This is a genomic window from Micromonospora sp. PRAS1, from assembly GCF_059553435.1.
In genome coordinates this window covers 109,844-133,833 of the sequence record NZ_JCANNB010000002.1, presented here as the reverse complement: position 1 = coordinate 133,833, position 23,990 = coordinate 109,844, and the positions used below count along the sequence as shown (strand labels likewise).

Annotated in this window: 28 protein-coding genes; 25 read left to right on the top strand and 3 right to left on the bottom strand. The window is 73.1% G+C overall.

Annotated features, from left to right (window positions below; genetic code table 11):
- The first annotated feature begins 26 nt into the window (after positions 1–26).
- From AC507J_RS02930 to AC507J_RS02850, 17 genes are all read left to right on the top strand, one after another.
- Positions 27–1,436 carry an FtsW/RodA/SpoVE family cell cycle protein gene (locus AC507J_RS02930; RefSeq protein ID WP_496287637.1) on the top strand — a complete coding sequence of 470 codons (1,410 nt, stop codon included), beginning with the start codon at positions 27–29 and terminating at the stop codon, positions 1,434–1,436.
- Positions 1,436–2,542, top strand: a complete 1,107-nt coding sequence (gene murG, locus AC507J_RS02925; RefSeq protein ID WP_496287480.1) for an undecaprenyldiphospho-muramoylpentapeptide beta-N-acetylglucosaminyltransferase — start codon at positions 1,436–1,438, stop codon at positions 2,540–2,542. The genes AC507J_RS02930 and murG overlap by 1 nt, the downstream gene beginning before the upstream one ends.
- Complete coding sequence (gene murC, locus AC507J_RS02920) at positions 2,539–4,071, top strand: UDP-N-acetylmuramate--L-alanine ligase (protein WP_496287479.1); 1,533 nt, start codon at positions 2,539–2,541, stop codon at positions 4,069–4,071. The genes murG and murC overlap by 4 nt, the downstream gene beginning before the upstream one ends.
- The gene (locus AC507J_RS02915) at positions 4,068–4,883 is read left to right on the top strand and encodes a cell division protein FtsQ/DivIB (protein WP_496287478.1); all 816 of its coding nucleotides are present in this window, start codon (positions 4,068–4,070) and stop codon (positions 4,881–4,883) included. The genes murC and AC507J_RS02915 overlap by 4 nt, the downstream gene beginning before the upstream one ends.
- Before the next feature lie 248 nt (positions 4,884–5,131).
- Positions 5,132–6,247, top strand: a complete 1,116-nt coding sequence (gene ftsZ / locus AC507J_RS02910; RefSeq protein WP_496287477.1) for a cell division protein FtsZ — start codon at positions 5,132–5,134, stop codon at positions 6,245–6,247.
- A gap of 9 nt (positions 6,248–6,256) precedes the next feature.
- Positions 6,257–7,003 carry a YggS family pyridoxal phosphate-dependent enzyme gene (locus tag AC507J_RS02905; protein ID WP_496287476.1) on the top strand — a complete coding sequence of 249 codons (747 nt, stop codon included), beginning with the start codon at positions 6,257–6,259 and terminating at the stop codon, positions 7,001–7,003.
- Positions 7,004–7,200: 197 nt separating this feature from the next.
- Positions 7,201–7,908, top strand: a complete 708-nt coding sequence (locus AC507J_RS02900) for a cell division protein SepF (protein WP_496287475.1) — start codon at positions 7,201–7,203, stop codon at positions 7,906–7,908.
- 29 nt (positions 7,909–7,937) lie between these two features.
- The gene (locus tag AC507J_RS02895; RefSeq protein WP_111212523.1) at positions 7,938–8,243 is read left to right on the top strand and encodes a YggT family protein; all 306 of its coding nucleotides are present in this window, start codon (positions 7,938–7,940) and stop codon (positions 8,241–8,243) included.
- Positions 8,244–8,287: 44 nt separating this feature from the next.
- The gene (locus AC507J_RS02890; protein WP_341716891.1) at positions 8,288–9,088 is read left to right on the top strand and encodes a DivIVA domain-containing protein; all 801 of its coding nucleotides are present in this window, start codon (positions 8,288–8,290) and stop codon (positions 9,086–9,088) included.
- A gap of 77 nt (positions 9,089–9,165) precedes the next feature.
- Positions 9,166–9,711: a hypothetical protein gene (locus tag AC507J_RS02885; RefSeq protein ID WP_496287474.1), complete on the top strand. Its 546-nt coding sequence runs from the start codon at positions 9,166–9,168 to the stop codon at positions 9,709–9,711.
- A gap of 10 nt (positions 9,712–9,721) precedes the next feature.
- The gene (locus AC507J_RS02880) at positions 9,722–10,024 is read left to right on the top strand and encodes a DUF167 domain-containing protein (RefSeq protein ID WP_496287473.1); all 303 of its coding nucleotides are present in this window, start codon (positions 9,722–9,724) and stop codon (positions 10,022–10,024) included.
- A 327-nt stretch (positions 10,025–10,351) separates the two neighbouring features.
- Positions 10,352–10,771 carry a TraR/DksA family transcriptional regulator gene (locus AC507J_RS02875; protein ID WP_189043518.1) on the top strand — a complete coding sequence of 140 codons (420 nt, stop codon included), beginning with the start codon at positions 10,352–10,354 and terminating at the stop codon, positions 10,769–10,771.
- Between the two features lie 67 nt (positions 10,772–10,838).
- Positions 10,839–11,489 carry a signal peptidase II gene (locus tag AC507J_RS02870; protein WP_496287472.1) on the top strand — a complete coding sequence of 217 codons (651 nt, stop codon included), beginning with the start codon at positions 10,839–10,841 and terminating at the stop codon, positions 11,487–11,489.
- Entirely contained in the window at positions 11,486–12,430 is a 945-nt protein-coding gene (locus AC507J_RS02865) for an RluA family pseudouridine synthase (RefSeq protein WP_496287471.1), read from the top strand. The genes AC507J_RS02870 and AC507J_RS02865 overlap by 4 nt, the downstream gene beginning before the upstream one ends.
- A gap of 35 nt (positions 12,431–12,465) precedes the next feature.
- Positions 12,466–13,506 carry a hypothetical protein gene (locus tag AC507J_RS02860; protein ID WP_496287470.1) on the top strand — a complete coding sequence of 347 codons (1,041 nt, stop codon included), beginning with the start codon at positions 12,466–12,468 and terminating at the stop codon, positions 13,504–13,506.
- A gap of 96 nt (positions 13,507–13,602) precedes the next feature.
- Positions 13,603–15,090 carry a MinD/ParA family ATP-binding protein gene (locus AC507J_RS02855; protein ID WP_496287469.1) on the top strand — a complete coding sequence of 496 codons (1,488 nt, stop codon included), beginning with the start codon at positions 13,603–13,605 and terminating at the stop codon, positions 15,088–15,090.
- A 95-nt stretch (positions 15,091–15,185) separates the two neighbouring features.
- The gene (locus tag AC507J_RS02850; RefSeq protein ID WP_496287636.1) at positions 15,186–16,115 is read left to right on the top strand and encodes a DUF2567 domain-containing protein; all 930 of its coding nucleotides are present in this window, start codon (positions 15,186–15,188) and stop codon (positions 16,113–16,115) included.
- On the opposite strand, the gene AC507J_RS02845 is transcribed toward AC507J_RS02850, so the two are convergent.
- Positions 16,027–16,728, bottom strand: coding sequence for an LON peptidase substrate-binding domain-containing protein (locus AC507J_RS02845; RefSeq protein ID WP_496287468.1), 702 nt, complete (start codon positions 16,726–16,728; stop codon positions 16,027–16,029). The two genes, AC507J_RS02850 and AC507J_RS02845, sit on opposite strands and share 89 nt — an antisense overlap.
- 107 nt (positions 16,729–16,835) lie before the next feature.
- Here AC507J_RS02845 and hisD point away from each other — a divergent pair, with 107 nt between their 5' ends.
- The 8 genes from hisD to hisF are packed head-to-tail and all read left to right on the top strand — an operon-like array spanning position 16,836 to position 22,656.
- A complete protein-coding gene (hisD, locus tag AC507J_RS02840) occupies positions 16,836–18,170 on the top strand; it encodes a histidinol dehydrogenase (protein WP_496287467.1) in 1,335 nt (444 codons plus the stop codon).
- 45 nt (positions 18,171–18,215) lie between these two features.
- Positions 18,216–19,334, top strand: coding sequence for a histidinol-phosphate transaminase (locus tag AC507J_RS02835; protein ID WP_496287466.1), 1,119 nt, complete (start codon positions 18,216–18,218; stop codon positions 19,332–19,334).
- Positions 19,331–19,942 (top strand): imidazoleglycerol-phosphate dehydratase HisB, encoded by a 612-nt coding sequence (gene hisB, locus AC507J_RS02830; protein WP_496287465.1) that lies wholly within the window; start codon positions 19,331–19,333, stop codon positions 19,940–19,942. The genes AC507J_RS02835 and hisB overlap by 4 nt, the downstream gene beginning before the upstream one ends.
- Entirely contained in the window at positions 19,942–20,115 is a 174-nt protein-coding gene (locus AC507J_RS02825) for a CG2302 family histidine operon protein (protein WP_496287464.1), read from the top strand. The genes hisB and AC507J_RS02825 overlap by 1 nt, the downstream gene beginning before the upstream one ends.
- On the top strand, positions 20,112–20,765 hold the full coding sequence (gene hisH, locus AC507J_RS02820) for an imidazole glycerol phosphate synthase subunit HisH (RefSeq protein WP_496287463.1): 654 nt from the start codon (positions 20,112–20,114) through the stop codon (positions 20,763–20,765). The genes AC507J_RS02825 and hisH overlap by 4 nt, the downstream gene beginning before the upstream one ends.
- A gap of 30 nt (positions 20,766–20,795) precedes the next feature.
- Positions 20,796–21,116, top strand: a complete 321-nt coding sequence (locus tag AC507J_RS02815; RefSeq protein ID WP_496287462.1) for a hypothetical protein — start codon at positions 20,796–20,798, stop codon at positions 21,114–21,116.
- An 18-nt stretch (positions 21,117–21,134) separates the two neighbouring features.
- Positions 21,135–21,860 (top strand): bifunctional 1-(5-phosphoribosyl)-5-((5-phosphoribosylamino)methylideneamino)imidazole-4-carboxamide isomerase/phosphoribosylanthranilate isomerase PriA, encoded by a 726-nt coding sequence (priA, locus tag AC507J_RS02810; protein ID WP_496287461.1) that lies wholly within the window; start codon positions 21,135–21,137, stop codon positions 21,858–21,860.
- A gap of 28 nt (positions 21,861–21,888) precedes the next feature.
- Positions 21,889–22,656, top strand: coding sequence for an imidazole glycerol phosphate synthase subunit HisF (gene hisF, locus AC507J_RS02805; RefSeq protein ID WP_496287460.1), 768 nt, complete (start codon positions 21,889–21,891; stop codon positions 22,654–22,656).
- Positions 22,657–22,665: 9 nt separating this feature from the next.
- On the opposite strand, the gene AC507J_RS02800 is transcribed toward hisF, so the two are convergent.
- On the bottom strand, positions 22,666–23,127 hold the full coding sequence (locus AC507J_RS02800) for a hypothetical protein (RefSeq protein WP_496287459.1): 462 nt from the start codon (positions 23,125–23,127) through the stop codon (positions 22,666–22,668).
- A 150-nt stretch (positions 23,128–23,277) separates the two neighbouring features.
- Positions 23,278–23,931: a membrane protein YczE gene (gene yczE, locus AC507J_RS02795; RefSeq protein WP_496287458.1), complete on the bottom strand. Its 654-nt coding sequence runs from the start codon at positions 23,929–23,931 to the stop codon at positions 23,278–23,280.
- Between the last annotated feature and the right edge of the window lie 59 nt (positions 23,932–23,990).

Genomic DNA, 23,990 nt, shown 5'->3' with positions numbered 1-23,990 from the left:
GGCGCGGGCTGGACGCGGTGGCCGGACTGGCCGCCCTGCGTGGGCTGCTGGCCCGGCCGCTGGCCTCCTACCATCTGCTGCTGGCCAGCACCGGGCTGCTGCTGTTGATCGGCCTGACCATGGTCTTCTCGGCCACCAGCGTGCGCGACTACGCCGAGGGCGGGAACGCCTCGGCGTCCCTGACCAGGCAGGGCATCTTCGCCTTCATCGGCATCGTGGCGTTCTGGGCCTGCCAGCGGCTGCCGGCCCGCACCTACCGGGCACTGGGCCGGCCCGCGCTGGCCGTGGCGGTGGGGGTGCTGGTGCTGTTGAACCTGCTGGTGGCCTACGGGCGGTTGACCGACGGCCCGCCACGCATCGGGCCGCTGGAGGTCGAGCTGCTCGGGCTGTACGTCGGCGGTGTCGGCGTGCAACCCTCCGAGCTGGCCAAGTTCGCGCTGGTGCTGTGGGGGGCGTACGTGCTGGCCCGCAAGGGCGCGGCACTGGGCTGGTGGCGGGAGCTGGCCACGCCGCTGTTCCCGGTGGTGGGCCTGCTGTTCGTCCTGGTCGGCTACAACGACCTGGGCAGCATGCTCTGCCTGGTGGCCCTGGTGGTCGGCCTGCTCTGGGCGGCGGGGGTGCGGCTGCGGATCTTCGCCGCGCTCAGCGCGATCGGCCTGGTCGGCATCGGCCTGCTGGTGGCGGTGGCCTCGCTCGGCGCCGGCTCCGGTGTCCGGGGCGAGGAGAACTACCGGCTGGCTCGACTCACCGTCTTCTTCAATCCGCCGCCGCTGGAGGGGTGCAAGGAGCAACTCTGCTACCAGATGGTGCAGGCCCGGTACGCAATCGTCAACGGCGGATGGTTCGGCACCGGTCTCGGTCAGGGGCGCAGCAAGTGGGCCTGGCTGCCGGCGGCGGAGAACGACTTCATCTTCGCGGTGATCGCCGAGGAGCTGGGGGTGGTCGGCTGCGTGGTGGTGGTCACCCTCTTCGCGGTGCTCGCCTACACCGGGTTGCGGATCGCGCGACGGGTCGACGACCCGTTCCGCCGGCTCGCCGCCGCCGGTGCCACCGCGTGGCTCGTCGGGCAGGCGTTCATCAACATCGGCGGGGTGATCGGGCTGCTGCCGCTGACCGGCGTACCGCTGCCGTTCATCTCGGTGGGTGGCAGCGCCCTGGTCGTCACCCTGGCGGCGGTCGGGATGCTTGCCTCGTTCGCGCGTGCGGAACCCGATGCGGCCCGAGCGCTGCATGCCCGTCCGCCGGCCCGGTGGGTCCGACTAGTGTGGGCACCGTTGCCGCCGCTTCCCGGCCGGCGCCGCCGTGCGGCGCCGCCGTCGGCCGCCCGGGGAACCGTGCCCCAGGCGCGCAAGCGGCGTAGGGACGATCAGGCCGCACCGCGTGGCGCCCGGGACGGCCGGGGTCGCGGCGGGTCGGCGGACGAGAGGAGACGGTGATGGGTCCGCTGCGTTCGGTGGTGCTCGCGGGAGGTGGCACCGGGGGGCACATCTACCCGTTGCTCGCCTTCGCCGACTGCCTGCGCCGACACGACCCCGGCGTCCGGATCACCTGCCTCGGCACACCCAAGGGCCTGGAGAACGAGCTGATCCCGCCGGCCGGCTACGACCTGCGCAACATCCCGGCCTACCAGCTGCCCCGGTCGCTGAACATGAACCTGGTCCGCACCCCGGGCCGGATGTGGACCGCGGCCCGCGCCGCCGGCAAGATCATCGAAGAGGTACGCGCCGACGTGGTGGTCGGCTTCGGCGGGTACGTCTCGGTGCCGGCGTACCTGGCCGCCTGGCGGCGCGAGCTGCCGATCGTCATCCACGAGGTGAACGTGCCGCCGGGCGTGGCCAACCGGCTGGGCATGCGGTTCACCAAGCACGTCGCGGTCGGCTTCCCGCACCAGCCGGCCCAGGCCGAGGCGCTGCGCGACGCGCGGGTGGTGGGCGTCCCGCTGCGGCGCGCCATCGCCGGGCTGGACCGGGCCGCCATGCGCAACGCGGCCCGCGCCCACTTCGGACTCCGTCCCGACCTGCCGGTGCTCTTCGTCGCCGGTGGCTCGCAGGGGGCCCGGTCGATCAACCTCGCTGTCGCCGGTGCGGCCAAGGAACTGGCCCGCAACGGCATCCAGGTGCTGCACGTGATCGGGGCCCGCAACGAGCCGGTGCCGATCCCCACCGACCTGCCGGTGCCGTACGTGACCCTGCCGTACCTGTCCGACATGGACGCCGGCTACGCCGCCGCGGACCTGATGCTCGGCCGGGGCGGGGCGATGACCTGCGCCGAGGTGGCCGCCATCGGCCTGCCGACGATCTACGTGCCGTACCCGCACAGCAACCAGGAGCAGAAGCGCAACGCGTTGCCGGTGGTCGAGGCCGGCGGCGGGCTGCTGGTCGACGACGCCGAGCTGACCCCGGACTGGCTGGAGCGTACGGTGATCCCGCTGGTCCGCGACCCGCAGCGACTGCACGCGATGGGCACCGCCGCGGCGGCCTACGGCCGGCGCGACGGCGACGAGGCGTTGCTCAACTTCGTCTACGAGGCGGTGGCCAAATGAGCGCCTTCAGTCCGGCTGGCACGCTTACCGCCGAGGACCTGGGTCACATCCACCTGATCGGGGTGGGCGGGGTCGGGATGAGCGGCCTGGCCCGGCTCTTCCTCACCCGGGGCCTGCCGGTCTCCGGCAGCGAGCTGCGTGAGTGGCCCTCCCTGGCCGGCCTGCGGGCGCTCGGCGGGACCATCCACATGACCCACGAGCCGGCCAATCTCGACGGGGTGGACACGGTGGTCTACTCCTCGGCCATCCCCGCCGACCACCTGGAGATGGTCGAGGCGCGTCGACGTGGCCTGCGGGTGCTGCACCGCTCGGAGGCGCTCGCCGCCGCGATGACCAACCGCCGCACGCTGGCCGTGGCCGGTACGCACGGCAAGACCACCACCACCTCCATGGTCACCATGGTGCTCCAGCAGGCCGGGACGGATCCGTCCTTCGTGATCGGTGGGGAGATCTCCGAGGTCGGCTCGGGGGCGCATCACGGCACCGGCGAGTACTTCGTGGTCGAGGCGGACGAGAGCGACCGCTCCTTCCTCATTTACCGCCCCTTCGTCTCGATCGTGACCAACATCGAGGCGGACCACCTGAACACCTACGGCGACCTGGCCAACCTGGAGGCCACCTTCGCCGAGTTCGCCAGGCTGACCGATCCGGCGGGCTTCATCATCACCTGCGCCGACGACGCGGGCGGGCGGCGGTTGGCCGCCACCCTGCGGGCCGAGGGCCGCCGCGTGTACACCTATGGCGAGGCCGCCGACGCCGACCTGCGGCTGAGCGAGATGGCCTCCTCGGCGCGCGGGGTGCGCTACCTCGCCCACATCGACGGCCGCTCGCTTGGCGAGTTCCGGCTGCCGGTGCCGGGGCGGCACATGGGGCTCAACAGCGCCTCGGCGGTGCTGGCCGCGTACCTGCTGGAGTTGCCGCGCGAGGCGGCCGAGGCGGCGCTGGCGGCCTTCCCCGGCGTGCGCCGCCGGTTCGAGCGCAAGGGGGTCGCCGACGGGGTGCTTGTGTACGACGAGTACGCCTACCACCCGACCTCGATGACCCTGGCCCTGCGGACGCTGCGTGAGGTGGCCGGCGACGGCCGGCTGATCGTGGTCTTCCAGCCCTACCGGCTCTACCGCACCCGGGACCTGCAGGCCGAACTCGCCGAGGCGCTCGCCCTCGCCGACGAGCTGGTGCTGCTGGAGGTCTTCGGGCCGGGGGAGCAGCGCGCGCCGGGCGAGGGGTCTGCGGCGCTGGTCGAGGCGGTGTCGCTGCCGGCGGAGCGGAAGGTCTTCGTCGACTCGTGGGAGGACGCGCCGGTCGAGGTGGCCCGCCGGGCCCGGCCCGGCGACGTCGTGGTGACCATGGGCGCGCCGCCGATCTCGCTGATGGGTGACGAGCTGCTGGCCGCGCTGGTCGCGCGTACCGCTGACCCGCAGGCGCCGGTCGGCACCGTCGCGGGTGGTCTGGCCGGCGGGTCGACCAGCATCGGCGGTACGGTCCCCGGCACCGTCGGGGTCGACGGCGCGGCGCCTGTGGCGGAATGAGTCCCGGTCCGGCCCGCGGGCGCGGCACCGGCGTCGACGGCGGCGCGGGGCGGCGCGCCACCCGCCGATGGCAGCTGGTCCGCGCCGATCGCGACGCGGTGCCCGCCTCCACCCGACGGTTCATGGCGCGGGCCCGCCGCCGCCGGATGCGTGCGGCGCTGCCCTGGGCGGTGGCCGGCGGGGTGCTGGCCCTGGCCGGGCTGGTGGCCTGGACGCTGCTCGGCACCGGCCTGTTCGGGGTGCGCGAGGTCCGGGTGGAGGGTGCCGAGTTGGTCTCCGCGGTGCAGGTGCGCACGGCGGCGGGGGTGCCGGACGGCGCGCCGCTGGCCCGGGTCGACCTGGCCGACCTGGCCGACCGGATCGGTGCCCTGCCCGAGGTGGAGCGGGTGACGGTGACCCGGGACTGGCCGGACGCGCTGGTCGTCCGGCTCACCGAGCGGACCGGCGTGGCGGTCGTGCCGCGGGCTGAACAGTTTCTCGTGCTGGACGCCGCCGGGGTGGCGTTCCGGACGCTGCCGCAGCGTCCGGAGGGCCTGCCGCTGATCCGGCTGGCCGAACCCGGTCCGGACGACCCGGCCACCCGGGCCGGGTTGGCGGTGCTCGACGCGCTCACCCCGCAGCTGCGTACGGAGTTGGTGGAGGTCGTCGTCGAGAGCCTGGCCCGGATCAGCGTCCGGCTGAACGGTGACCGTACGGTGTTCTGGGGCGACGCGACCCGGGGCGCGGACAAGGCCCGGGTCGCCACCACGCTGCTGGACCAGGAGGCGGCCCGGATCGACGTCAGCGCGCCGGACGTGGTCACCTTCCGGTGAGTGACGGGTCAGCGGGGTGCCGGCTGTGAGGCGTGGCGCTTGCCCGGCGACACGCCGAGCAGGTCCTTGGCTCAGCGCTTTGGTGCGCTTACGTTGCCCGGAAGAGGATCAGTGGTTGACATAACTCTAACCCTCTAGTAGAGGGTGAGGGTTTGCCTCTGGACCCTGCTGGTGACAGCTGCGTCGACCGCCGATCCGGCCACGCCGGAGCCGGGCGGGGAGCCAATCTCGAAGGGAAAGGACCGGAGATGACACCTCCGCACAACTACCTGGCGGTCATCAAGGTCGTCGGCATCGGGGGCGGCGGCGTCAACGCCGTCAACCGGATGATCGAGGTTGGGCTCAAGGGCGTCGAGTTCATCGCGATCAACACGGACGCGCAGGCGTTGCTGATGAGTGACGCCGACGTCAAGCTGGACGTCGGCCGGGAGCTGACCCGGGGACTGGGCGCCGGCGCCAATCCGGACGTCGGAAAGAACGCCGCCGAGGACCACCGCGACGAGATCGAGGAGGTGCTCAAGGGCGCCGACATGGTCTTCGTGACCTGCGGCGAGGGCGGCGGCACCGGCACCGGCGGCGCGCCCGTGGTGGCCAACATCGCCCGCAAGCTGGGTGCGTTGACCATCGGCGTGGTGACCCGGCCGTTCTCCTTCGAGGGCAAGCGCCGCCAGGTGCAGGCCGAGGCCGGCATCGACGAGCTGCGCAACCAGTGCGACACGCTTATCGTCATTCCCAACGACCGGCTGCTGGCGCTTGGTGATCGCAACATCAGCATGATGGACGCGTTCCGCACGGCCGACCAGGTGCTTCTCTCCGGTGTGCAGGGCATCACCGACCTGATCACCACGCCGGGTCTGATCAACCTGGACTTCGCCGACGTCAAGAGCGTGATGAGCGGCGCGGGCAGCGCGTTGATGGGTATCGGCAGCGCGCGCGGGGAGAACCGTGCGGTGGAGGCGGCGGAGGCGGCCATCTCCAGCCCGCTGCTGGAGCAGAGCATGGACGGCGCCCGGGGTGTGCTGCTCTCCATCGCCGGCGGCTCCGATCTGGGCCTGTTCGAGATCAACGACGCCGCCCAGCTGGTCACCGACGCGGCCCACCCGGACGCGAACATCATCTTCGGTGCGGTCATCGACGATGCCCTCGGCGACGAGGTGCGGGTGACCGTCATAGCGGCCGGCTTCGACGGCGGCGCGCCGGCGTACAAGGCCGCCGAGCCGGCCCGCAAGACCAACCAGAACCAGCCCGCGCAGCCGAGCCCGCCGGTCGTGCCGTCACCAGCACCGCCGGTCACGCCGCAGTCGCCGCGTCGGGTGCTCTTCGACGACGTCGACGTGCCCGACTTCCTCAAGAACGGGTCCTGAACACTGCCCATGACCGACAGCTCCGCTCTGGTGCGCCCCGACCGGCGGGCCGAACTCGCCGCCGGGCTGGCGCGCGTACGTACCCGGATCGCCGACGCCTGTGCCGCCGCTGGTCGGGACCGGACCGACGTGACCATGATCGCGGTCACCAAGACCTATCCGGCCTCCGACGTGGTCGCACTGGCGGGCCTGGGCGTGACCGACGTGGGGGAGAACCGTGACCAGGAGGCGGCGGCCAAGGCCGAGCAGGTCGCCGCGGCCGGAGTCACCCCGCGCTGGCACTTCATTGGCCGGCTGCAACGCAACAAGGTGAAGTCGGTGGTCCGGTACGCCGACGTGGTCCAGTCCGTCGACCGGGTCCGGCTGGTCTCCGCCCTGGACGCGGCCGCGACGGCCGCCCGGAACCGACCGTTGGACGTGCTGGTCCAGGTGGGCATCGACGCCGACCCGGCACGGGGCGGGGCGGTGCCGGACTCGGCCGATCCGGACGTCGGCCTCGGCCCGGTCGTCGACGCGGTGGCCGCGGCACCGGGACTACGCCTGGCCGGGCTGATGGCTGTGGCGCCGCTGGGCTGGGAGCCGGCTCGGGCCTTCGGCCGGCTGGCCGCCCTCGCCGAGGCGTTGCGGGCGGACCACCCGCAGGCGACCGCCGTATCGGCGGGCATGAGCGGTGATCTCGAGGTGGCGATCGCGTACGGCGCGACACATGTCCGCGTCGGCAGCGCGTTGCTCGGAATGCGTCCCACGCTGCGGTAGCCTGGCCGCCAGAGAAGCAAATTACATCAGTGTTGTTTGTAGGAACGGTTCTCCCCACGACCAGGGGGGCGTGACGTGCAACGCGAATTGCGCGTCGGGGGATTGCCGTTCCGGTCCGGTGGGCAAGACACGGTCCACTCGCGACAGGCGGCACGGTGGGGGCGTGTCGCCGGACGGCGGACGGGAAGGGCGCGGGGATGGGTGCACTGCGCAAGGCGGGGGTCTGGCTCGGGCTTGTCGAAGAGGATGACGAGCGGGCCTACGACGACGGTGGCTACGACAAGGGTGGCTACCGCGAGTCGCGCTACCGGCAGAGCCGGTACGCCGAGGAGTTCGCCGACGATGAGGAAGAGGCCGAGGAGCCGCCCGCACCGCGTTCCCGGTTGGGGGACCGGGGCCGACTCAGCGAGCGGTCCGGTGGTCGCCTGGGCGAGTCCGAGCGGCTGGAGTCCGAGCGCCCGGAGCGGGTGGAGCGGTCGGAGCGGGCCGAGCGGGCCAGCGTGCGGTCGATCACCCGGTCGAGCGGGGACTCGGGCGGTGCGTTGACCTACCACACCCGGGACAACCTCGCCCTGGCTCCGCAGGCGCAGCCCCGGGAGCGTGCGGTGGTGCACGAGGAGGAGCAGCGGTACCAGATCACCACGCTGCACCCGACCACGTACCGGGAGGCCCGCACCATCGGCGAGCACTTCCGGGACGGCGTGCCCGTGATCATCAACCTCACCGAGATGGACGAGGCGGATGCCCGCCGACTGGTGGACTTCGCCGCCGGGCTGGCGTTCGGGCTGCGGGGTACGATCGAGCGCGTGACCAACCGGGTTTTCCTGCTCTCGCCGGCCAACGTCCAGGTCACCGCGGAGGACAAGGCCAAGATCGCTGAGGGCGGGTTCTTCAGCCTGAGTTGACCCGCCCGACCCGAGGGACGCCGCCTGCCGTGTTGTCGATCTTGCTTCAGGTCCTGTACCTGATCACTTACGTCTTTCTGATCGTTCTGCTGGCCCGGTTCGTGCTCAGCGCGGTCCTCCAGTACGGGCGGCGCTGGCAGCCTGGTCGCGGGGCATCGGCCGGACTGGAATCCGTGTGGAGCGTCACTGATCCCCCGCTCTGGGCGTTGAGGCGTGTGATCCCTCCGCTGCGAATTGGTACCGTGAGCATCGACCTGGCCTCCCTTGTGCTCCTGGTTATCCTGTTCGTGCTGATGAGGTTTGTGTTAGAGCCGGCGATCATCAGGACCGCCTGATGACCGACGCGCTATCGCGGCCGCAACTGACCCGAGGAGTTTCGATGCCGCTGACCCCGGCCGACGTCCACAACGTCGCCTTCAAGAAGCCGCCGATCGGCAAACGGGGCTACGACGAGGAGGAGGTCGACGCCTTCCTGGACGAGGTCGAGCGTGAACTCGCCCGTCTGATCGAGGAGAACAACGAGCTGCGCGCCCAGGTGGAGCGCGGCGGTCGGGGTGCTGCGCCCGCCGGTCCCGGTGGCGACGCCCGACTGGCGGCCGAGCTGAACGACCTCAAGGCGCAGCTCGACCGGACCCAGCGCGACAAGGCCGCCGCCGAGCAGGCCGCCCGCGCCATGCAGGCGGAGCTGGAGCAGGTCCGGACCGCAGGCGGTGCCGTGGTGCCGGGTGGTGACGGCGAGCAGCAGGCGCTGCGGGTGCTGATGATGGCCCAGCGGACGGCGGACGACCACGTCTCCGACGCCCGTCGCGAGGCCGACCAGCTCCTCTCCGAGGCCCGTTCCAAGGCCGAGGAGGTCACCCGCGAGGCCCGGGCCAAGGCCGACGCGCTGGAGCGCGACGCCCGGCAGCGGCACCAGGAGGCCATGGGTGGCCTGGACGCCAAGCGCACGGCGCTGTCCAAGCACATCGAGGAGCTCAAGCAGTTCGAGCGGGAGTACCGCACCCGCCTGAAGGCATACCTGGAGAGCCAGCTGCGCGACCTCGACGGCCGTGGCCAGGGCCTGGAGGCCGAGATGACCCGCGGCGAGGGTGGTCGCTCCGGCGGCAATGGTCTCGCCGCCGCCGGTCTCGCCGGTTCGTTCGGCGGGGGTCGTTCCGGGGCGCTGGAGTCCGGTCGCTGAACCACCGGGTCGGTGACCGTCGTCAGCGCGGCGGCCACCCACCCTGCCTCATCGGTACGACCCGGCGGGGGTGAGTCGTGATAGTCGTCAGTCTCGCGCTCATCCTCGTCGCGGTGGTGCTGCTGGTGTTCGGCCTGGCAGGCGGGTCCAGCCCGCTGCTGGTCGTCTCGATCGGGGCCAGTCTGCTGGCCGCCGTCGCACTGGTCGCCGGTGCCCGCCAGGCAGCGGCCGGCCGGGCCTCGGCAGCGCGCGAGACGAGCGGTCACGAGCCGGGCATCCCGACGCAGCACCTTCCTCCGACGGTGCACACCGGCGATTCCGGGTGGCGGCAACCACCCGGGCCGCCGGTGCCGGACCTGCCGGACCCGGCCGCCGAGGCCGGTTTCGACGACGAGCCCGAGGCCCAGGAGATCAGCCCCGCCGATCTGGCCCAGCTGGCGCTCCGCTCCGACGAGGTCCGGGTGGTCGACGGCCGGCCGCGCTACCACCTCGCGGAGTGCCCGCACCTGATCGGGCGGGAGCACGAGCCGCTGCCGGTCGCCGAGGCGGTCGAACTCGGATTCACCCCGTGCGCGCACTGCGCGCCGGGCACGACCCTGCTCTCCGGCTCCGGCCACCGCTGACCGGGTAGTCGTGGACGAGGCGTTGACCGTCGCCGTCCGGGTGAAACCCGGGGCGTCGCGGGCCCGGGTGGGCGGCCGGTACGACGGCCCGCACGGGGCCGCGCTGGTGATCGCGGTCAACGCACCGGCGGTCGACGGCCGGGCCACCGAGGCGGCCCGGCGCGCCCTGGCCGGTGCGCTCGGCGTCCGGCGGTCGGCGGTGTCGCTGCGCTCCGGTGCGGCCAGCCGCGACAAGCTCTTCCAGGTTGTCGCCGGACCGGAGGTGGCCGGACGGCTGGGCAGGTTGCTCGACGGCACCGATCCGGTCGGTTGACCGATGGCCGCGACCGGCCATCGGGCCGAGGTCCTCCGGCGTCGTCAGCGCCTGCGTCCGGGGTCGGATTCACCCCAGCAAGCTTGCGAAGTACGTCCGGATCAGTCGGTTCGATCTGCTAGCGTCCACTTTGCCCCGCTGCGGCAGTAGTTGGGGCAGATCCGGTGCGGCACGTTGTCGGACGCGTGTACGTTCCGTATCCTTGCCAACCTCCGGAGTGCGCGGCCAGTTCGCCGCGCGCCCGTTTTGTACCTGGGGCGGCCGATGTTGGCGGCCCCTGTCCAGGCGCCGCGGGACACCCGCGGCTCCGTGGCCGAGGGAGCGACGATGGCCAAGCCAGCCGAGACCAGGACCGCAGGCCGTAAGGCGGCGGCGAAGTCCACCCGCAGCGCCGCGGAGACCGAGAAGATCCGAGCCGCCCTGGCGGCCCGGCATGACGAGTTGCGTGCCGAGTACGATCAGACGCTGAGCGAGATCACCGAGCTGCAGCGCGACCGGCTGACCGACTCGGCCGGGGACGACCAGGCCGACACCGGCACCAAGACGTTCGAGCGGGAGCAGGAGATCTCCCTCGCCAACAGCATCCTGGAACGGATCACGCAGGTCGAGCGCGCGTTGGAGCGCCTCGATGAGGGTGGTTACGGCTGGTGCGAGCGGTGCGGCAACCCCATCCCGGTGGAGCGGCTGGCCGCCTTCCCGTCGGCCACCCTCTGCGTGACCTGCAAGCAGCTGGAGGAGCGGCGCTGACGGCACGCTCCCCGGCGCCCGTGCGCGGCGGTACGACCGTACCGCCGCGATCGTCGATGGGGAGCGAATGAGCGCAGCACCGCCCGCCGGATCCGGCAGCGCCGAGTCGGGCACCGCCCCGAGGGCGCGGCGCAAGCCGGTCACGATCCTGCTCAGCCTCGCGGTGTTCGCGCTGGCGGTCGACCTGCTCACCAAGCACCTGGCGCTGGCCGAGTTGAGCGACCGCGAGCCGGTGCGCCTGCTGGGCGGCGCGGTCTACCTCTCGCTGACCCGCAACAGCGGTGCCGCGTGGAGCCTGGGCTCGGACTACACCTTCGTCTTTCCGGTGATCGCGCTCGGTGTGCTGGGCTGGATCGCCTGGATGGCCCGGACGCTGCGGTCGGTGCCCTGGGCGATCTCGCTGGGTCTGGTGGTCGGCGGCGTGACCGGCAACCTGCTCGACCGGATCTTCCGGGCCCCGGGCTGGTTCGTCGGGCACGTGGTCGACATGATCAGCGTCTTCGATCCGTACGGTCGGGTCTTCCCGATCTTCAACGTCGCGGACAGCGCCCTGGTCTGCGGCGTCGTGCTGGCGGTCGCGCTGGAGTTCACCGGCCGCCAGCGCGACGGCAGCCGGCTCGTCTCCGACAAGAAGAAGGAGCCGGGCACCGACGCTGGTCCGGCGGCGGACGGCGCGGCCGAGGAGCCCGTCGACGGCGGACGGCGGGAGCGGGCATGACCGCGACCTTCGCCGCCGGTGGCGACCACCGCAGCCTGCCGGTCCCCGACGGCCTGGACGGGATGCGGCTCGATCAGGCCGTGGCCCGGCTGTTCGGTCTCTCCCGGACGGCCGCCGCCGCCCTCGTCGACTCCGGCGAGGCGCTTGTCGACGGGGCGGTACGGCCCAACTCGCACAAGGTCCGGGCGGGCTCCTGGCTGGAGGTGACCCTGCCGCCGCCGGCCACGGCGCCGGTGGTGGTGCCGCAGGCGGTGCCCGGCCTGCGGGTGGTCTACGCCGATGACGACATCGTGGTGGTCGACAAGCCGGTCGGTGTCGCCGCCCATCCCAGTCCCGGCTGGACCGGCCCGACCGTGATCGGCGGGCTGGCCGCGATCGGGCACACCATCGCCACAAGCGGTGCCGCCGAGCGGCAGGGGGTGGTGCACCGGCTCGACGTGGGCACCACCGGGATCATGGTGGTGGCCAAGAGCGAGCAGGCGTACAGCGTGCTCAAGCGGGCCTTCAAGTACCGCGAGGTGGAGAAGCGGTACCACGCGGTGGTGCAGGGGCACCTGGATCCGCTGCGCGGCACCATCGACGCCCCGATCGACCGGCACCCGCACCACGACTACCGCTGGGCGGTGGTCTCCGGCGGCAAGCCGAGTATCACCCACTACGACACCATCGAGGCGTTCCCCTCCGCGAGCCTGGTCGACGTGCGGCTGGAAACCGGCCGTACCCACCAGATCCGGGTGCACTTCTCCACCCTGCGGCACCCCTGCGTGGGCGACCTGACGTACGGTGCCGATCCCACGCTCGCCGCCCGGCTCAAACTGGATCGGCAATGGTTGCACGCCAGAGAGTTGAGTTTTCAGCACCCCCGTACGGGGGACGAGGTCTGCTTCGTCAGCGACTACCCTGACGATCTGGGACGCGCGCTGGACATCCTCCGCGACTGACGCGCCCCGATCCGATCTGGAGGAGGGGGCCGCCCGTGCGCGCAGGCGAGCTGCTTCGGCAGTTGGACCAGCTGCTGCTGCCCCGCCTCGCCGCCGGGCTGGCCCGGCTCGGCCAGGCTCCGGTGCGTGGCGCGCTGCTCGGCTGGGTGGCGGTCTTCAGCTGCGGTGCGGTGCTCTTCACCGCCGTCTTCGCCACCGGCGGCCCGCCGCTGCCGGACCGGACGGTCGGTGAGGTGACCCGGGTGGGGGTCGCCGACGGCGACTCGATCTCCAGTTACGAGCGCGCGGCAGCGCGTGACCTGGCGGCGTTGGACAGCGCGACCGGGCCGGGCGACGGCACCTACGCCCTGGTCTCGTTGACCGAGTACCGCACCCCGCAGTCGCTCGCCGCGGTGGTCGGCGATCTGCGGGTGGCGGCCGTCGTCGGGCGGGTGCCGCTGCCGGAGCGGCAGACCGAGATCGTCCGCATCCCCGCCCAGCGGCTGCCCGAGGACGTGATGGTCGGCATGACTGAGCTGGCCGAGCGCAAGGAGCGGGAGGCCGCCGACTACCGGTCCCGGGCCACCGCGTTGGGCGGTGGTGGCCCGCCGGAGCGCGAGCTGCGCCAGTTGTACGAGAGCGGCGCGCGGATCGCGGCGCAGGAGGCCGCCGCGTACCGCGCCGGCTGTGCCTGCGTCTACGCGCTTGTGGTGCGGGGTCCGACGACCAAGCTGCGCGGTGTGGCGACCCGGCCCGGCGTGCGGGTGGTCGACCCGGCACCGGAGGTGCGGCGGTTGGAACGCACCGTGTTCACCCCGCCGCTGCCCGAGCAGCGGGACGTGGTCCGGCCGCCGATCGACCGCGACCTCGTACCGGCTCCGTCACCGAGCGTCGACGACGATGCGCCGTCGCCGGATCCGATGCCGGTGGAGCGTACGCCGAGCGCGCCCGGGGAGCGCGCGCCGGTCGAGCCCGAAGTGACGGATTCGTCACCTTCGCCCGCGGCGTCTTCACCCGCATCCTCGCCATCGACCCGGGAGGTGCCGTCCACCTCGGCAGACATCGTCGCGGAGAGCGAGCCGAACCCGACACCGTGACAGATCTGGGCAGATCCGTGTCCGGCCCGGTGTGGCCTGAATAGGGTTTGGTTCGTAGCCTGTCAGACGGAAACCGTAGCGCTGGGGAGGCGAGCCGTGGACGGCAGCGAGACCGGTTGGGGACGACCCGCCGAACCGGCACCGCGGTGGCGGGCGCTGCTCGACCGAGCCCGCTTCGGCGGCCGCGGCCCGGAGCAGGCGGCGACCGAACGGCGCGCCGATGAGGCGGGTTCTGCGGCACCGCCGCCGGCCGAGCCGCTGCCCAGACGCGGGGCGGGGGCCGGTTACTCGGGGCGGGTCCCGCCCGTGGGCCAACCGACCGAACGGCCGTACGGCAGGGAGCCCGCCTATCGGCCCGAGCCGAGCTACCGGGCCGAGCCCGCCCGCCCGGCCCAGACCTACGGTGGACCGCCGCCGGCCTACCCGGCCGAGCCCACCTACCCGGCCGAGCCGACCTACCCGGCGGAGCCGACCTATTCCGCTGAGCCGGCGTACCCGGCCGAGTCGGCGTATCCGGGCAAACCGGCCTACCCGGCGGAACCGGGCTATCCAGTCGTGCCGGAGCAGCGCAGACCGGAGCCGGTGGAGTCCCGGTACACCCTGCTGGACAACGGCTACCGGCACGCGGCGCCGCCGGTGGAGTCCCGGTACGCGCTGCTGGACAACGGCGGGTACCAGCCACCCGCTCCGCCTTCGCCACCGGCACCCGCGCCGGCACCGGCGACCGTGGCGGGCCGCCCGGGGCGCATCGAGTGGCGGGCGCAGAGTGTCGAGAGTGACCTCGAACGGGCCGCCGCCGTGCTCCGCCGGGACCTGGGCACCCCACGGGTGCTCGCCTTCGCCAATCCCAAGGGCGGCGTGCACAAGACCACGGCCACCGTACTGGCCGCGGCCACCGTCGGCAGCGTACGCGGTCGTGGCGTGCTGGCCTGGGATGACAACGAGTTGCGCGGCACCCTCGGGCTGCGCGCCGGCAGCGCCCGGCACGCCCGGACGATCCGGCACCTGGTTGCCGATCTCGTCCAGATCGAGATCCGGGAGGGTCCCGAGCTGCTGGAGATCCTCGACGACTACCTGCGGCACGCCTCCGACGGTTCGTACGACGTGCTGGCCGGCGAGGAGAGTCCCCGGTTCGCCCAGCGACTGGACCAGTTCACCGTGAAGCGGGTGCTGGAACTGCTCCGGCGGACCCACGACGTGATCTGCGTGGACACCGGCAACAACGTGGAGAGCCCGAACTGGCGCACCGTCATGCAGGCGGCCGATCAGCTTGTGGTCACCACCGTGCCGCGCGAGGACGCGGCGTTCAGCGCGGACTGGATGCTGGACCTGCTGCACGAGGAGGGGATGGGCGAGCTGGCCGACAACGCGGTCACCCTGATCTCCTGCCCGACCCCGGGTCGGCTGCCGATCCAGGCCGACCTGGAGCGGCACTTCGCCACCCGTACCCGGGCGGTGGCCGTGGTGCCGTACGACCCGGCCCTGGAGACCGGCTCCTCGATCGAGTACCACCAGCTCCAGGCCGAGACCCGGCAGGCGTGGCTGCGGGCGGCGTCGGCCATGCTGGAGCCGTTCCCCGGCTGAGCCGATCGGGGTGGGCCGGGTTGACTGAGCAGAGCGGGCCGGACGAGGTGGCGACACCGTGCACGGCGCGCGCCGGCAACTGCGAGGATCATCGGGTGAGCCCGGACACCCCCGCCGCCGAACCGCCCGTGCCGGCACCGCTGGCCGACCCGCCGCCACCGACCGCCGCGCCCGGCCGGTCCGCCCGCACAGTGGCGGTGACGCTGCTGGTCCTGGGCCTGTTGGGGGCCCCGCTCGGGCTGCTCTGGGCGGCCCTCGCCCCGGCCACTCCGGTCGTCAAGACCGCCGACGGCGCGGTGTACGGCCAGCCGCAGCCGGAGCAGCCGGTGGCCGCCGACGGCTGGTTCAGCCTGCTCGGCCTGGGCTTCGGGGTGCTTGCCGCGCTCGCCGTGTGGTTCGTGCTGAGTCGGCGTCGGGGGCCGGTCGGGCTGGTCACGGTGGTGGTCGGTACCTTCGCCGCCGCGCTGCTGGCGTGGCAGGTCGGCCGCCGGGTCGGGCTGGGCAGCTACCAGCGGATGTTGGCGACCGCCCCGGACGGCACCGCCTTCACCAAACCGGCCGACCTGCGCGCCGGCGGGATCGAGCTGGTGCTCGGGGTGCTGCCGGTGCCATACGGCAACCTGCTGCTGCCGGCGTTCGGCGCCGCCGTGGCGTACACGCTGCTCGCCGGCTGGTCGCGGTGGCCCTCGCTGCGGCCGGAACCGGAGCTCGGCGCGCCCTGGCCCGGCCCGGTTCCCGGCGCGCCCTGGCCGGGTGCCGAGGGGCCGGTCGGTTCGGGGCCGGCGGCGCCGCTACCAGCTCGGCCGCCGGTCGGTTCGGAGCCGGCCGCATCGTGGCCCGCTCGGCCGACGGTCGGTTCGGAGCCGGCCGCATCGTGGCCCGCTCGGCCGCCGGTCGGTTCGGAGCCGGCCGCATCGTGGCCTGCTCCGCCACCGGTCAGTTCGGGGCCGGCGGCGTCGTGGCCAGCTCCGCCAGCGGCACCGGAACCGCCCGCACCTGGCGCAGCAGAGCCGCCTCGCGGTTGAGCAGGTTCAGCTCGGCGCGCAGCCGGGTCGCGGTGTCGTCGATGGCCAACAGCCGCTGCCGGTCCGCCACGGTCAGCGCCGCGGTCGCCGCCACCAGGTGGGAGAGCACCGTCGGATCCTCCGGCAGTTGCTCGGTCAACTCGCCCGACTCGTCGCGGATCAGGCCGAGGTACTGCCGGAAGACCGCGATCACCCGCGCCGCCAGCTGGCTGGCCGCCTCGTCCGGGCCGCTCGGCTCGGGCAGCCAGTGCACCTGCGCGGTCAGGTACGGCGCCGAGTGGTGGTCGATCTCCGCCACCCGGAACCGGCGCCGGCCCACGGTGACGATGTCGAAGCCACCGTCGGCCAGCTCGGTGACCTGCCGCAGCTCCGCGGTGCAGCCCACCTCGTGCAGCGTCACCTCGGCACTGCCGGGGACGATCCGGCCGGAACCGGGCGCCACCTCCCAGCCGCTGCGGATCGCCACCACGCCGAACTCGCGGGGCGTGCCCTCGGGCAGCTCGACCAGGTGCCGGACCAGGGCCCGATAGCGCTCCTCGAAGATGTGCAGCGGCAGCACCAGCCCGGGAAAGAGCACTGTGGCGAGGGGGAACACCGGCAGCCGTGCGGTCACGTGATCGAGGGTAGCCGCACCCGCGCCACCCGGCGTGTCCCGCCTCACCGTCCCGGCCAGCGGGCGCCGTGGGCCGCCCGGGCGGCCAGCCGCCTAGACTCGCAGGGGTGTTGAACCGCATCGACCTGCGCGGTGGCGCGTCCGACCCGCGCCACCTGCTGCCTCGCGCCCGGCTCGACGTCTCGGCGGCCGTCGAGCAGATCCGACCCATCGTGGCGGCGGTCCGCGAGCATGGCTACCCGGCGGTCCGCGAGGCCAGCGAGCGGTTCGACGGGGTGGCCCCGGAGACGCTGCGGGTGCCCGCCGAGGCGATCGCGGCGGCGGAGGGCACGCTGGATCCGCAGGTCCGCGCCGCGCTGCTGGAGTCGATCTCCCGGGCCCGTAAGGTGCACGCCGACCAGCGGCGTACCGACCACACCACCCAGGTGGTGCCGGGCGGCACGGTCACCGAGCGCTGGGTCCCGGTCGACCGGGTCGGCCTCTACGTCCCCGGCGGCCTGGCGATGTACCCGTCGACCGTGGTGATGAACGTGGTTCCCGCCCAGGCGGCCGGGGTCCGGTCGCTTGTGGTGGCGAGCCCGCCGCAACAGGACAACGGCGGCCTGCCCGACGCGCGGGTGCTGGCCGCCTGCGCGCTGCTCGGCGTCGACGAGGTGTACGCCGTCGGCGGCGCCCAGGCCGTGGCGATGCTGGCGTACGGCTGTGCCACCGACGCCGCCGGCAGCGACCAGTGCGACCCGGTCGACATGATCACCGGCCCGGGCAACGTCTGGGTGACCGCCGCCAAGCGGCTGCTGCGCGGGGTGGTGGGCATCGACGCCGAGGCCGGCCCGACCGAGATTGCCATCCTCGCCGACGACACCGCCGACCCGGTGCACGTCGCCGCCGACCTGATCAGCCAGGCCGAGCACGACCCGCTGGCGGCCAGCGTGCTGGTCACCCCGTCGGTGCGGTTGGCCGACGCGGTCGACCGCGAACTGGCCCGGCAGGTACCGGCGACCAAGCACGCCGACCGGGTCGGCACCGCGCTCGGCGGCGAGCAGAGCGGCATCGTGCTGGTCGACGACCTGGCGGCCGGGCTGCGGGTGGTCGACGCGTACGCGGCGGAGCACCTGGAGATCCAGACGGTCGACGCCCGGGACTGGGCGCTGCGGGTACGCAACGCCGGGGCGATCTTCGTGGGCGCGTACTCGCCGGTGTCGTTGGGGGACTACTGCGCCGGCTCCAACCACGTGCTGCCCACCGGCGGCTGTGCCCGGCACTCGTCCGGGCTCTCGGTGCAGTCCTTCCTGCGCGGCATCCACCTGGTGGAGTACACCGAGGCGGCGTTGCGGGAGGTCGCGCCGCACGTGGTCACCCTGGCCGACGTGGAGGACCTGCCGGCGCACGGCCAGGCGGTCACCGCCCGGTTCCCCGGGAGGCTCCGTGAGCGCGGGGAGTGAGCCGGTTCTGCGAGCCCCGCAGTCGAGAACAACCGAGGTGACGGCATGACCGGCCTGGACGACCTGCCGATCCGGGACGACCTACGGGGACGGTCGCCGTACGGTGCACCGCAACTGGACGTGCCGGTGCGGCTCAACACCAACGAGAACTCCTACCCGGTGCCGGAGCCGGTGGTCGAGGCGATCGGCAAGGCCGTCGCGGCCGAGTTGCGGGACCTCAACCGCTATCCGGACCGGGACGCGCTGGCGCTCCGCGTCGACCTGGCCGACTACCTCGGCCACGGGCTCACCGCCGACGGGGTATGGGCGGCCAACGGCTCCAACGAGATCCAGCAGCAGCTGCTCCAGGCGTTCGGTGGTCCCGGGCGTACCGCGCTCGGTTTCACCCCGGCGTACTCGATGCACCCGCTGCTGGCGCTCGGCACCGGGACCCGCTGGGTGCCGGCCCGGCGCGGCGTCGACTTCGGTCTGACCGCCGACGAGGCGGTGGCCCAGGTCCGCGAGCACCGGCCGGACGTGGTCTTCCTCTGCTCGCCGAACAATCCCACCGGAACGGCGCTCGATCCGGCCGTGATCGCCGCCGTGCTCGACGTGGCGCCCGGGATGGTGGTGGTCGACGAGGCGTACGCCGAGTTCGCCCGTCCGGGCACGATCAGCGCCCTGGCGGTGCTGCCCGGTCACCCGAGGCTGGTGGTGACCCGCACGATGAGCAAGGCCTTCGGGTTCGCCGGCGGACGGCTGGGCTACCTGGCGGCCGACCCGGCCGTGGTGGATGCGGTGCAACTGGTCCGCCTGCCGTACCATCTCTCCGCGCTCACCCAGGCCGCCGCCCGGGCGGCGCTGGCGCACCGCGACACCCTGCTCGGTACGGTCTCCGCGATCATGGAACAGCGCGACCGGATCGTCACCGAGCTGCGCCGCCGTGGCCTGCGGGTGGCCGACAGCGACGCCAACTTCGTGCTCTACGAGGTCGGCGGCGACCAGTCCGTCGCCTGGCGGGCGCTGCTGGAGCAGGGGGTGCTGGTCCGCGACGTCGGCCTGCCCGGTTGGCTGCGGGTGACCGCGGGCGACCCCGCCGAGACCGACGCCTTCCTCGACGCCATGCAGACGATTCAGAGCGCGGGCGCAGTCACCCCGCAGCCGCGACCGAAAGGCACACGATGAGCCGGACCGCCCGGGTGGAGCGGATCACCAAGGAGACCAAGGTCCTGGTCGAGATCGACCTGGACGGCACCGGAGCGGCCGAGATCAGCACCGGGGTCGGCTTCTACGACCACATGCTGCACCAGATCGCCCGGCACGGCGGCTTCGACCTGACCGTGCAGACGGTGGGTGACCTGGAGATCGACGCCCACCACACGATGGAGGACACCGCACTGGCCCTCGGCGCCGCCTTCGACCAGGCACTCGGTGACAAGGCCGGCATCCGCCGGTACGGCTCGGCCACCGTCCCCATGGACGAGGTGCTGGTCCGGGCTGCGGTCGACCTCTCCGGGCGGCCGTACGTGGTGCACGACGAGCCGGCGCTGGCCCCGTACATCGGTCCGGTCTATCCGACAAGCATGACCCGGCACATCTGGGAGTCCTTCGGTCAGGCGGCCCGGATCACCCTGCACGTGGACGTGCTGCGGGCCGCCCGTCCGGGTGGCCACCCGGACGCGCACCACGTGGTGGAGGCGCAGTTCAAGGCGGTCTCCCGGGCCCTGCGGGAGGCCACCGCCGTGGATCCGCGGGCGGCCGGCACGATCCCCAGCACCAAGGGCGCGCTCTGATGGGTGCGGTGCTGCCGACGCTGTTGCTGATCTTCGCCGGGGTCCTGGTGGGCGGCACGCTCTCCCTGCACCGGCAGGGCGCGCCGCGCGGCGCGGTGGTGGTCACCGGGCTGCTGGCCGTGCTTGCCACCGTCGCCGGGGTGCTCTGGCTGCTGCCGGGAGACGGGTCGTGACCGATCGCGCCGGCAACCGCCGCCGGGTCGTGGTGCTCGACTACGGCTCGGGTAACCTGCGCTCGGCCGAACGGGCCCTCGCCGCCGCCGGCGCCGACGTGCTGGTCACCGACGACCTGGCCGCCGCGGCCGACGCCGACGGCCTGGTGGTGCCCGGGGTCGGTGCCTTCGCCGCCTGCATGGCCGGCATCGAGGCGCTCGGTGCCGGGCCGGTGATCGCCGGCCGGGTCGCCGCCGGCCGGCCGGTGCTGGGCATCTGCGTGGGCATGCAGATCCTCTTCGAGTCCGGTGACGAGCACGGGGTGGTCACCAAGGGGCTGGGTCTGCTGCCGGGCAGCGTCACCCGGCTCGCCGCCGCCCGGCTGCCGCACATGGGGTGGAACACCGTGCACCCGCCGGTGGGCTCGGCGCTCTTCGCCGGGCTGCCCGCGGACAGCCGGTTCTACTTCGTCCACTCCTACGCCGTCGGCGACACCGCCGCGCTCGTCGCGGCGGGGGCCCGGGTGACCACCGCCAACCACGAGGCCGATTTCGTCGCCGCGGTGGAACGGGGCCCGCTGTCGGCCGCCCAGTTCCATCCGGAGAAGTCCGCCGAGACCGGTGCCGCGTTGCTGCGTAACTGGCTGGCCAGCGTGCCCGGTGGTGACTGAGCCGGTGGGCGGATCCGGCCGGAGGTCGCGGTGAGCAAGGAACGAGCGCAGCGTCGGGCTGCCCGCGAGGCGGAGGCGGCCAAGCGCCAGGCGGTCCGGGAACGCGCGTTGGCCCGGCGGGCGCGACGCCGGGCCCTGGCCCGCCGGCTGGTGCCGACGCGCCGGGGCCGGACCGGTCGGCTGCCGAGATACTCCCGGGGCGAGCGGGCCACCATCGTGTCGTTGAGCCTGGTGGCGGTCGTCCTGATCTGGCTGCTCGTGCCCGACCTGGCGCTGCGCCTGATGTTGATCATGCTGCTGCTGCTCGTACTGCCGGTGATCGTGGTGATCGCCCTGGACCGCCGTTCCTGATCTGGAAGGACAAGACCCGTGAGCCTCACCCTGTTGCCTGCCGTGGACGTCGTCGACGGCCAGGCCGTCCGGCTCGTCCAGGGCACCGCCGGCAGCGAGACCAGCTACGGCGACCCGCTGGAGGCCGCTCTGGCGTGGCAGCGCGACGGCGCCGAGTGGATCCACCTGGTCGATCTGGACGCCGCGTTCGGCCGGGGCTCCAACGCCGGACTGCTCGCCGAGGTGGTGCGCCGCCTCGACGTGCGGGTGGAACTCTCCGGCGGCATCCGCGACGACGACTCGCTGCGCGCCGCGCTGAGTACCGGCGCCGCCCGGGTGAACATCGGCACCGCCGCGCTGGAAAACCCGGCGTGGTGTGACCGGATCTGCGGCGAGTACGGCGACCGGGTCGCGATCGGGCTGGACGTGCGGGGTCGTACCCTGGCGGCCCGGGGCTGGACCCAGGACGGTGGCGACCTGTACGAGGTGCTGGAGCGGCTGGACAAGGCCGGCGCCTCCCGGTACGTGGTCACCGACATCACCAAGGACGGCACCATGCGCGGGCCGAACCTCGACCTGCTGCGCGAGGTGTGCGGCCGGACCGACGCCCCGGTGATCGCCTCCGGTGGCGTGTCGACGCTTGACGACCTGCGGGCGCTGGCCACCCTGGCACCGATCGGGGTGGAGGGCGTGATCACCGGCAAGGCCCTCTACGCCGGCGCCTTCACCGTCGCCGAGGCCCTGGCCGCCCTGGCCGAGGCGTGAGCGGCGGGCGCGGCGATAGGCTCATGACATGACGGTGGCGGTGCGGGTGATCCCCTGTCTCGACGTGGACGCGGGTCGCGTGGTCAAGGGGGTCAACTTCCTCGACCTGCGGGACGCCGGCGATCCGGTCGAGCTGGCGGCGGCGTACGACCGGGCGGGCGCGGACGAGTTGACCTTCCTCGACGTCACCGCCTCGTCAAGCGACCGGGGCACGATGCTCGACGTGGTCCGGCGTACCGCGGAGTCGGTGTTCATCCCGCTGACCGTCGGCGGGGGCGTCCGGGCCGTGGGCGACGTGGACACCCTGCTGCGGGCCGGTGCCGACAAGGTCGGGGTGAACACCGCGGCGATCGCCCGGCCCGAGCTGATCGCGGAGATCGCGGACCGGTTCGGCCGGCAGGTGCTGGTGCTCTCCCTGGACGTGCGGCGCGCTCCAGCGGGTGCCACTCCCAGCGGCTTCGAGGTCACCACGCATGGCGGCCGGCGCGGCACCGGGCTCGACGCCGTGTGGTGGGCGCGGCGCGGCGCGGAACTGGGTGCCGGGGAGATCCTGCTCAACTCGATGGACGCCGACGGCACCAAGGCCGGCTTCGATCTGGAACTGATCGCCGCGGTGCGCCGGGTGGTCGACGTGCCGGTGGTGGCCAGCGGCGGCGCGGGTGAGGTGGCGCACTTCCCCCCGGCGATCGGCGCGGGCGCGGACGCGGTGCTGGCGGCAAGCGTCTTCCACTTCGGTGAGCTGACCGTCGGCCAGGTCAAGGACGCGTTGCGGGGGGCGGGTCACCCCGTCCGGTGACGGGCCCGGTCAGCCCCGACCGGAGTGGCCCTCGGGCGAGCGCCGGGGCATCGGGATGGACCGGACCAGATACTCCTGCACGGCTGCGGCATGCTCGGCCTCGTCGAGGTGCCACTCCGCGCTGCCCGGTGCGTACCTGCGGGTCAGCACCCCCTGAACGGTGTCGACGGTGGTGGCCAGCCCGGCGCTGGGGCGGGAGCGCCAGAGCCGTTCCCCGTCGGGGGTGATCCGGAACCAGCCGTCGGTGACGTCGACCAGCCCGGCGCCGAGCAGCCGCCGGATCGCCTCCTCGACGTCCTCCCGCTCGGGGATGCTCCGGTCGAGGTGGTCGGCGGTGGAGAGCACGTCGGCCAGACGTACGCCCTCGGGGCGGCGGGTGGTCGGGGACCGGCGGTGCCTGCCGGCGCCGCTGGCGATCACCAACGAGACGAAGATCCATGCGTCGGTACGACGCCAAGTTCTCTCCCCCATGCGGAGATTCTGCCGGGCGATGGGGCTTCAGGAAAATACCGCTCACCCTGTTGCGACGAAACGTTACCGGGTGACTGCGTACAGCTGACGGAAACGGTAGGCGTCGACCTGGTCGGAGGCGATGGTGGCGTCGGGTGGTCCGACCCTCACTCACCTGGCCGGTGTCGGCTCGGTCCGCTCCGGTGTCGGCCGGGCCGGCTCGGGCATGTCGAAGAAGGGCAGGAAGAACTGGGCCAGCGGCCCGATGGCCAGTGCGTAGGCGATCGTGCCGGCGCCGATCGTCCCGCCCAGCAGCGCGCCCACGGTCAGCACGCCGACCTCGATGGCGGTGCGGACCAGGCGCAGCGAGCGGCCCGGCCGGCGGGCGACGAAGCCGGTCATCAGGCCGTCCCGGGGCCCGGGACCGAGCCGGGCGCCGAGGTAGAGCGCGGTGGCCGCGCCGTTGCCCACGATGCCGGCGACCAGCAGGGCGGCCCGCACGGTGAGCGACTCGACGGGGGGCATCAGGGCGAGGGTGGCGTCGACGGCCAGACCGATCACCACGACGTTGGCCAGGGTGCCGAGGCCGGGGCGTTGGCGCAGCGGGATCCAGGCCAGCAGCACCAGGAAGCCGACCGCGATGACCACGGTGCCCATGCTCAGCCCGGTCAACCGGGACAGCCCCTGGTGGAACACGTCCCAGGGGTTCAGGCCGAGTTCGGAGCGGACCATCAGGGCCATGCTGAAGCCGTAGAGCAGCAGCCCGAAGAAGAGTTGGGTCAGGCGTCGGGTTGGGCGGTGTCGAAGGTTGCCAATCAATGCCACGCATGCCACTCTAGATGCCAATTGGCGTCTCGATAGAGAGCCAATATCGGGGGAGTGGC

Coding starts and splice junctions, on each gene's coding strand:
- AC507J_RS02915 (WP_496287478.1), top strand. CDS start 4,068: ATGAGTCCCGGTCCGGCCCGCGGGCGCGGCACCGGCGTCGACGGCGGC.
- ftsZ (WP_496287477.1), top strand. CDS start 5,132: ATGACACCTCCGCACAACTACCTGGCGGTCATCAAGGTCGTCGGCATC.
- AC507J_RS02835 (WP_496287466.1), top strand. CDS start 18,216: ATGACCGGCCTGGACGACCTGCCGATCCGGGACGACCTACGGGGACGG.
- AC507J_RS02905 (WP_496287476.1), top strand. CDS start 6,257: ATGACCGACAGCTCCGCTCTGGTGCGCCCCGACCGGCGGGCCGAACTC.
- murG (WP_496287480.1), top strand. CDS start 1,436: ATGGGTCCGCTGCGTTCGGTGGTGCTCGCGGGAGGTGGCACCGGGGGG.
- hisF (WP_496287460.1), top strand. CDS start 21,889: ATGACGGTGGCGGTGCGGGTGATCCCCTGTCTCGACGTGGACGCGGGT.
- AC507J_RS02870 (WP_496287472.1), top strand. CDS start 10,839: ATGAGCGCAGCACCGCCCGCCGGATCCGGCAGCGCCGAGTCGGGCACC.
- hisB (WP_496287465.1), top strand. CDS start 19,331: ATGAGCCGGACCGCCCGGGTGGAGCGGATCACCAAGGAGACCAAGGTC.
- murC (WP_496287479.1), top strand. CDS start 2,539: ATGAGCGCCTTCAGTCCGGCTGGCACGCTTACCGCCGAGGACCTGGGT.
- AC507J_RS02800 (WP_496287459.1), bottom strand. CDS start 23,127: ATGGGGGAGAGAACTTGGCGTCGTACCGACGCATGGATCTTCGTCTCG.
- AC507J_RS02900 (WP_496287475.1), top strand. CDS start 7,201: ATGGGTGCACTGCGCAAGGCGGGGGTCTGGCTCGGGCTTGTCGAAGAG.
- AC507J_RS02825 (WP_496287464.1), top strand. CDS start 19,942: ATGGGTGCGGTGCTGCCGACGCTGTTGCTGATCTTCGCCGGGGTCCTG.
- AC507J_RS02875 (WP_189043518.1), top strand. CDS start 10,352: ATGGCCAAGCCAGCCGAGACCAGGACCGCAGGCCGTAAGGCGGCGGCG.
- AC507J_RS02865 (WP_496287471.1), top strand. CDS start 11,486: ATGACCGCGACCTTCGCCGCCGGTGGCGACCACCGCAGCCTGCCGGTC.
- AC507J_RS02890 (WP_341716891.1), top strand. CDS start 8,288: ATGCCGCTGACCCCGGCCGACGTCCACAACGTCGCCTTCAAGAAGCCG.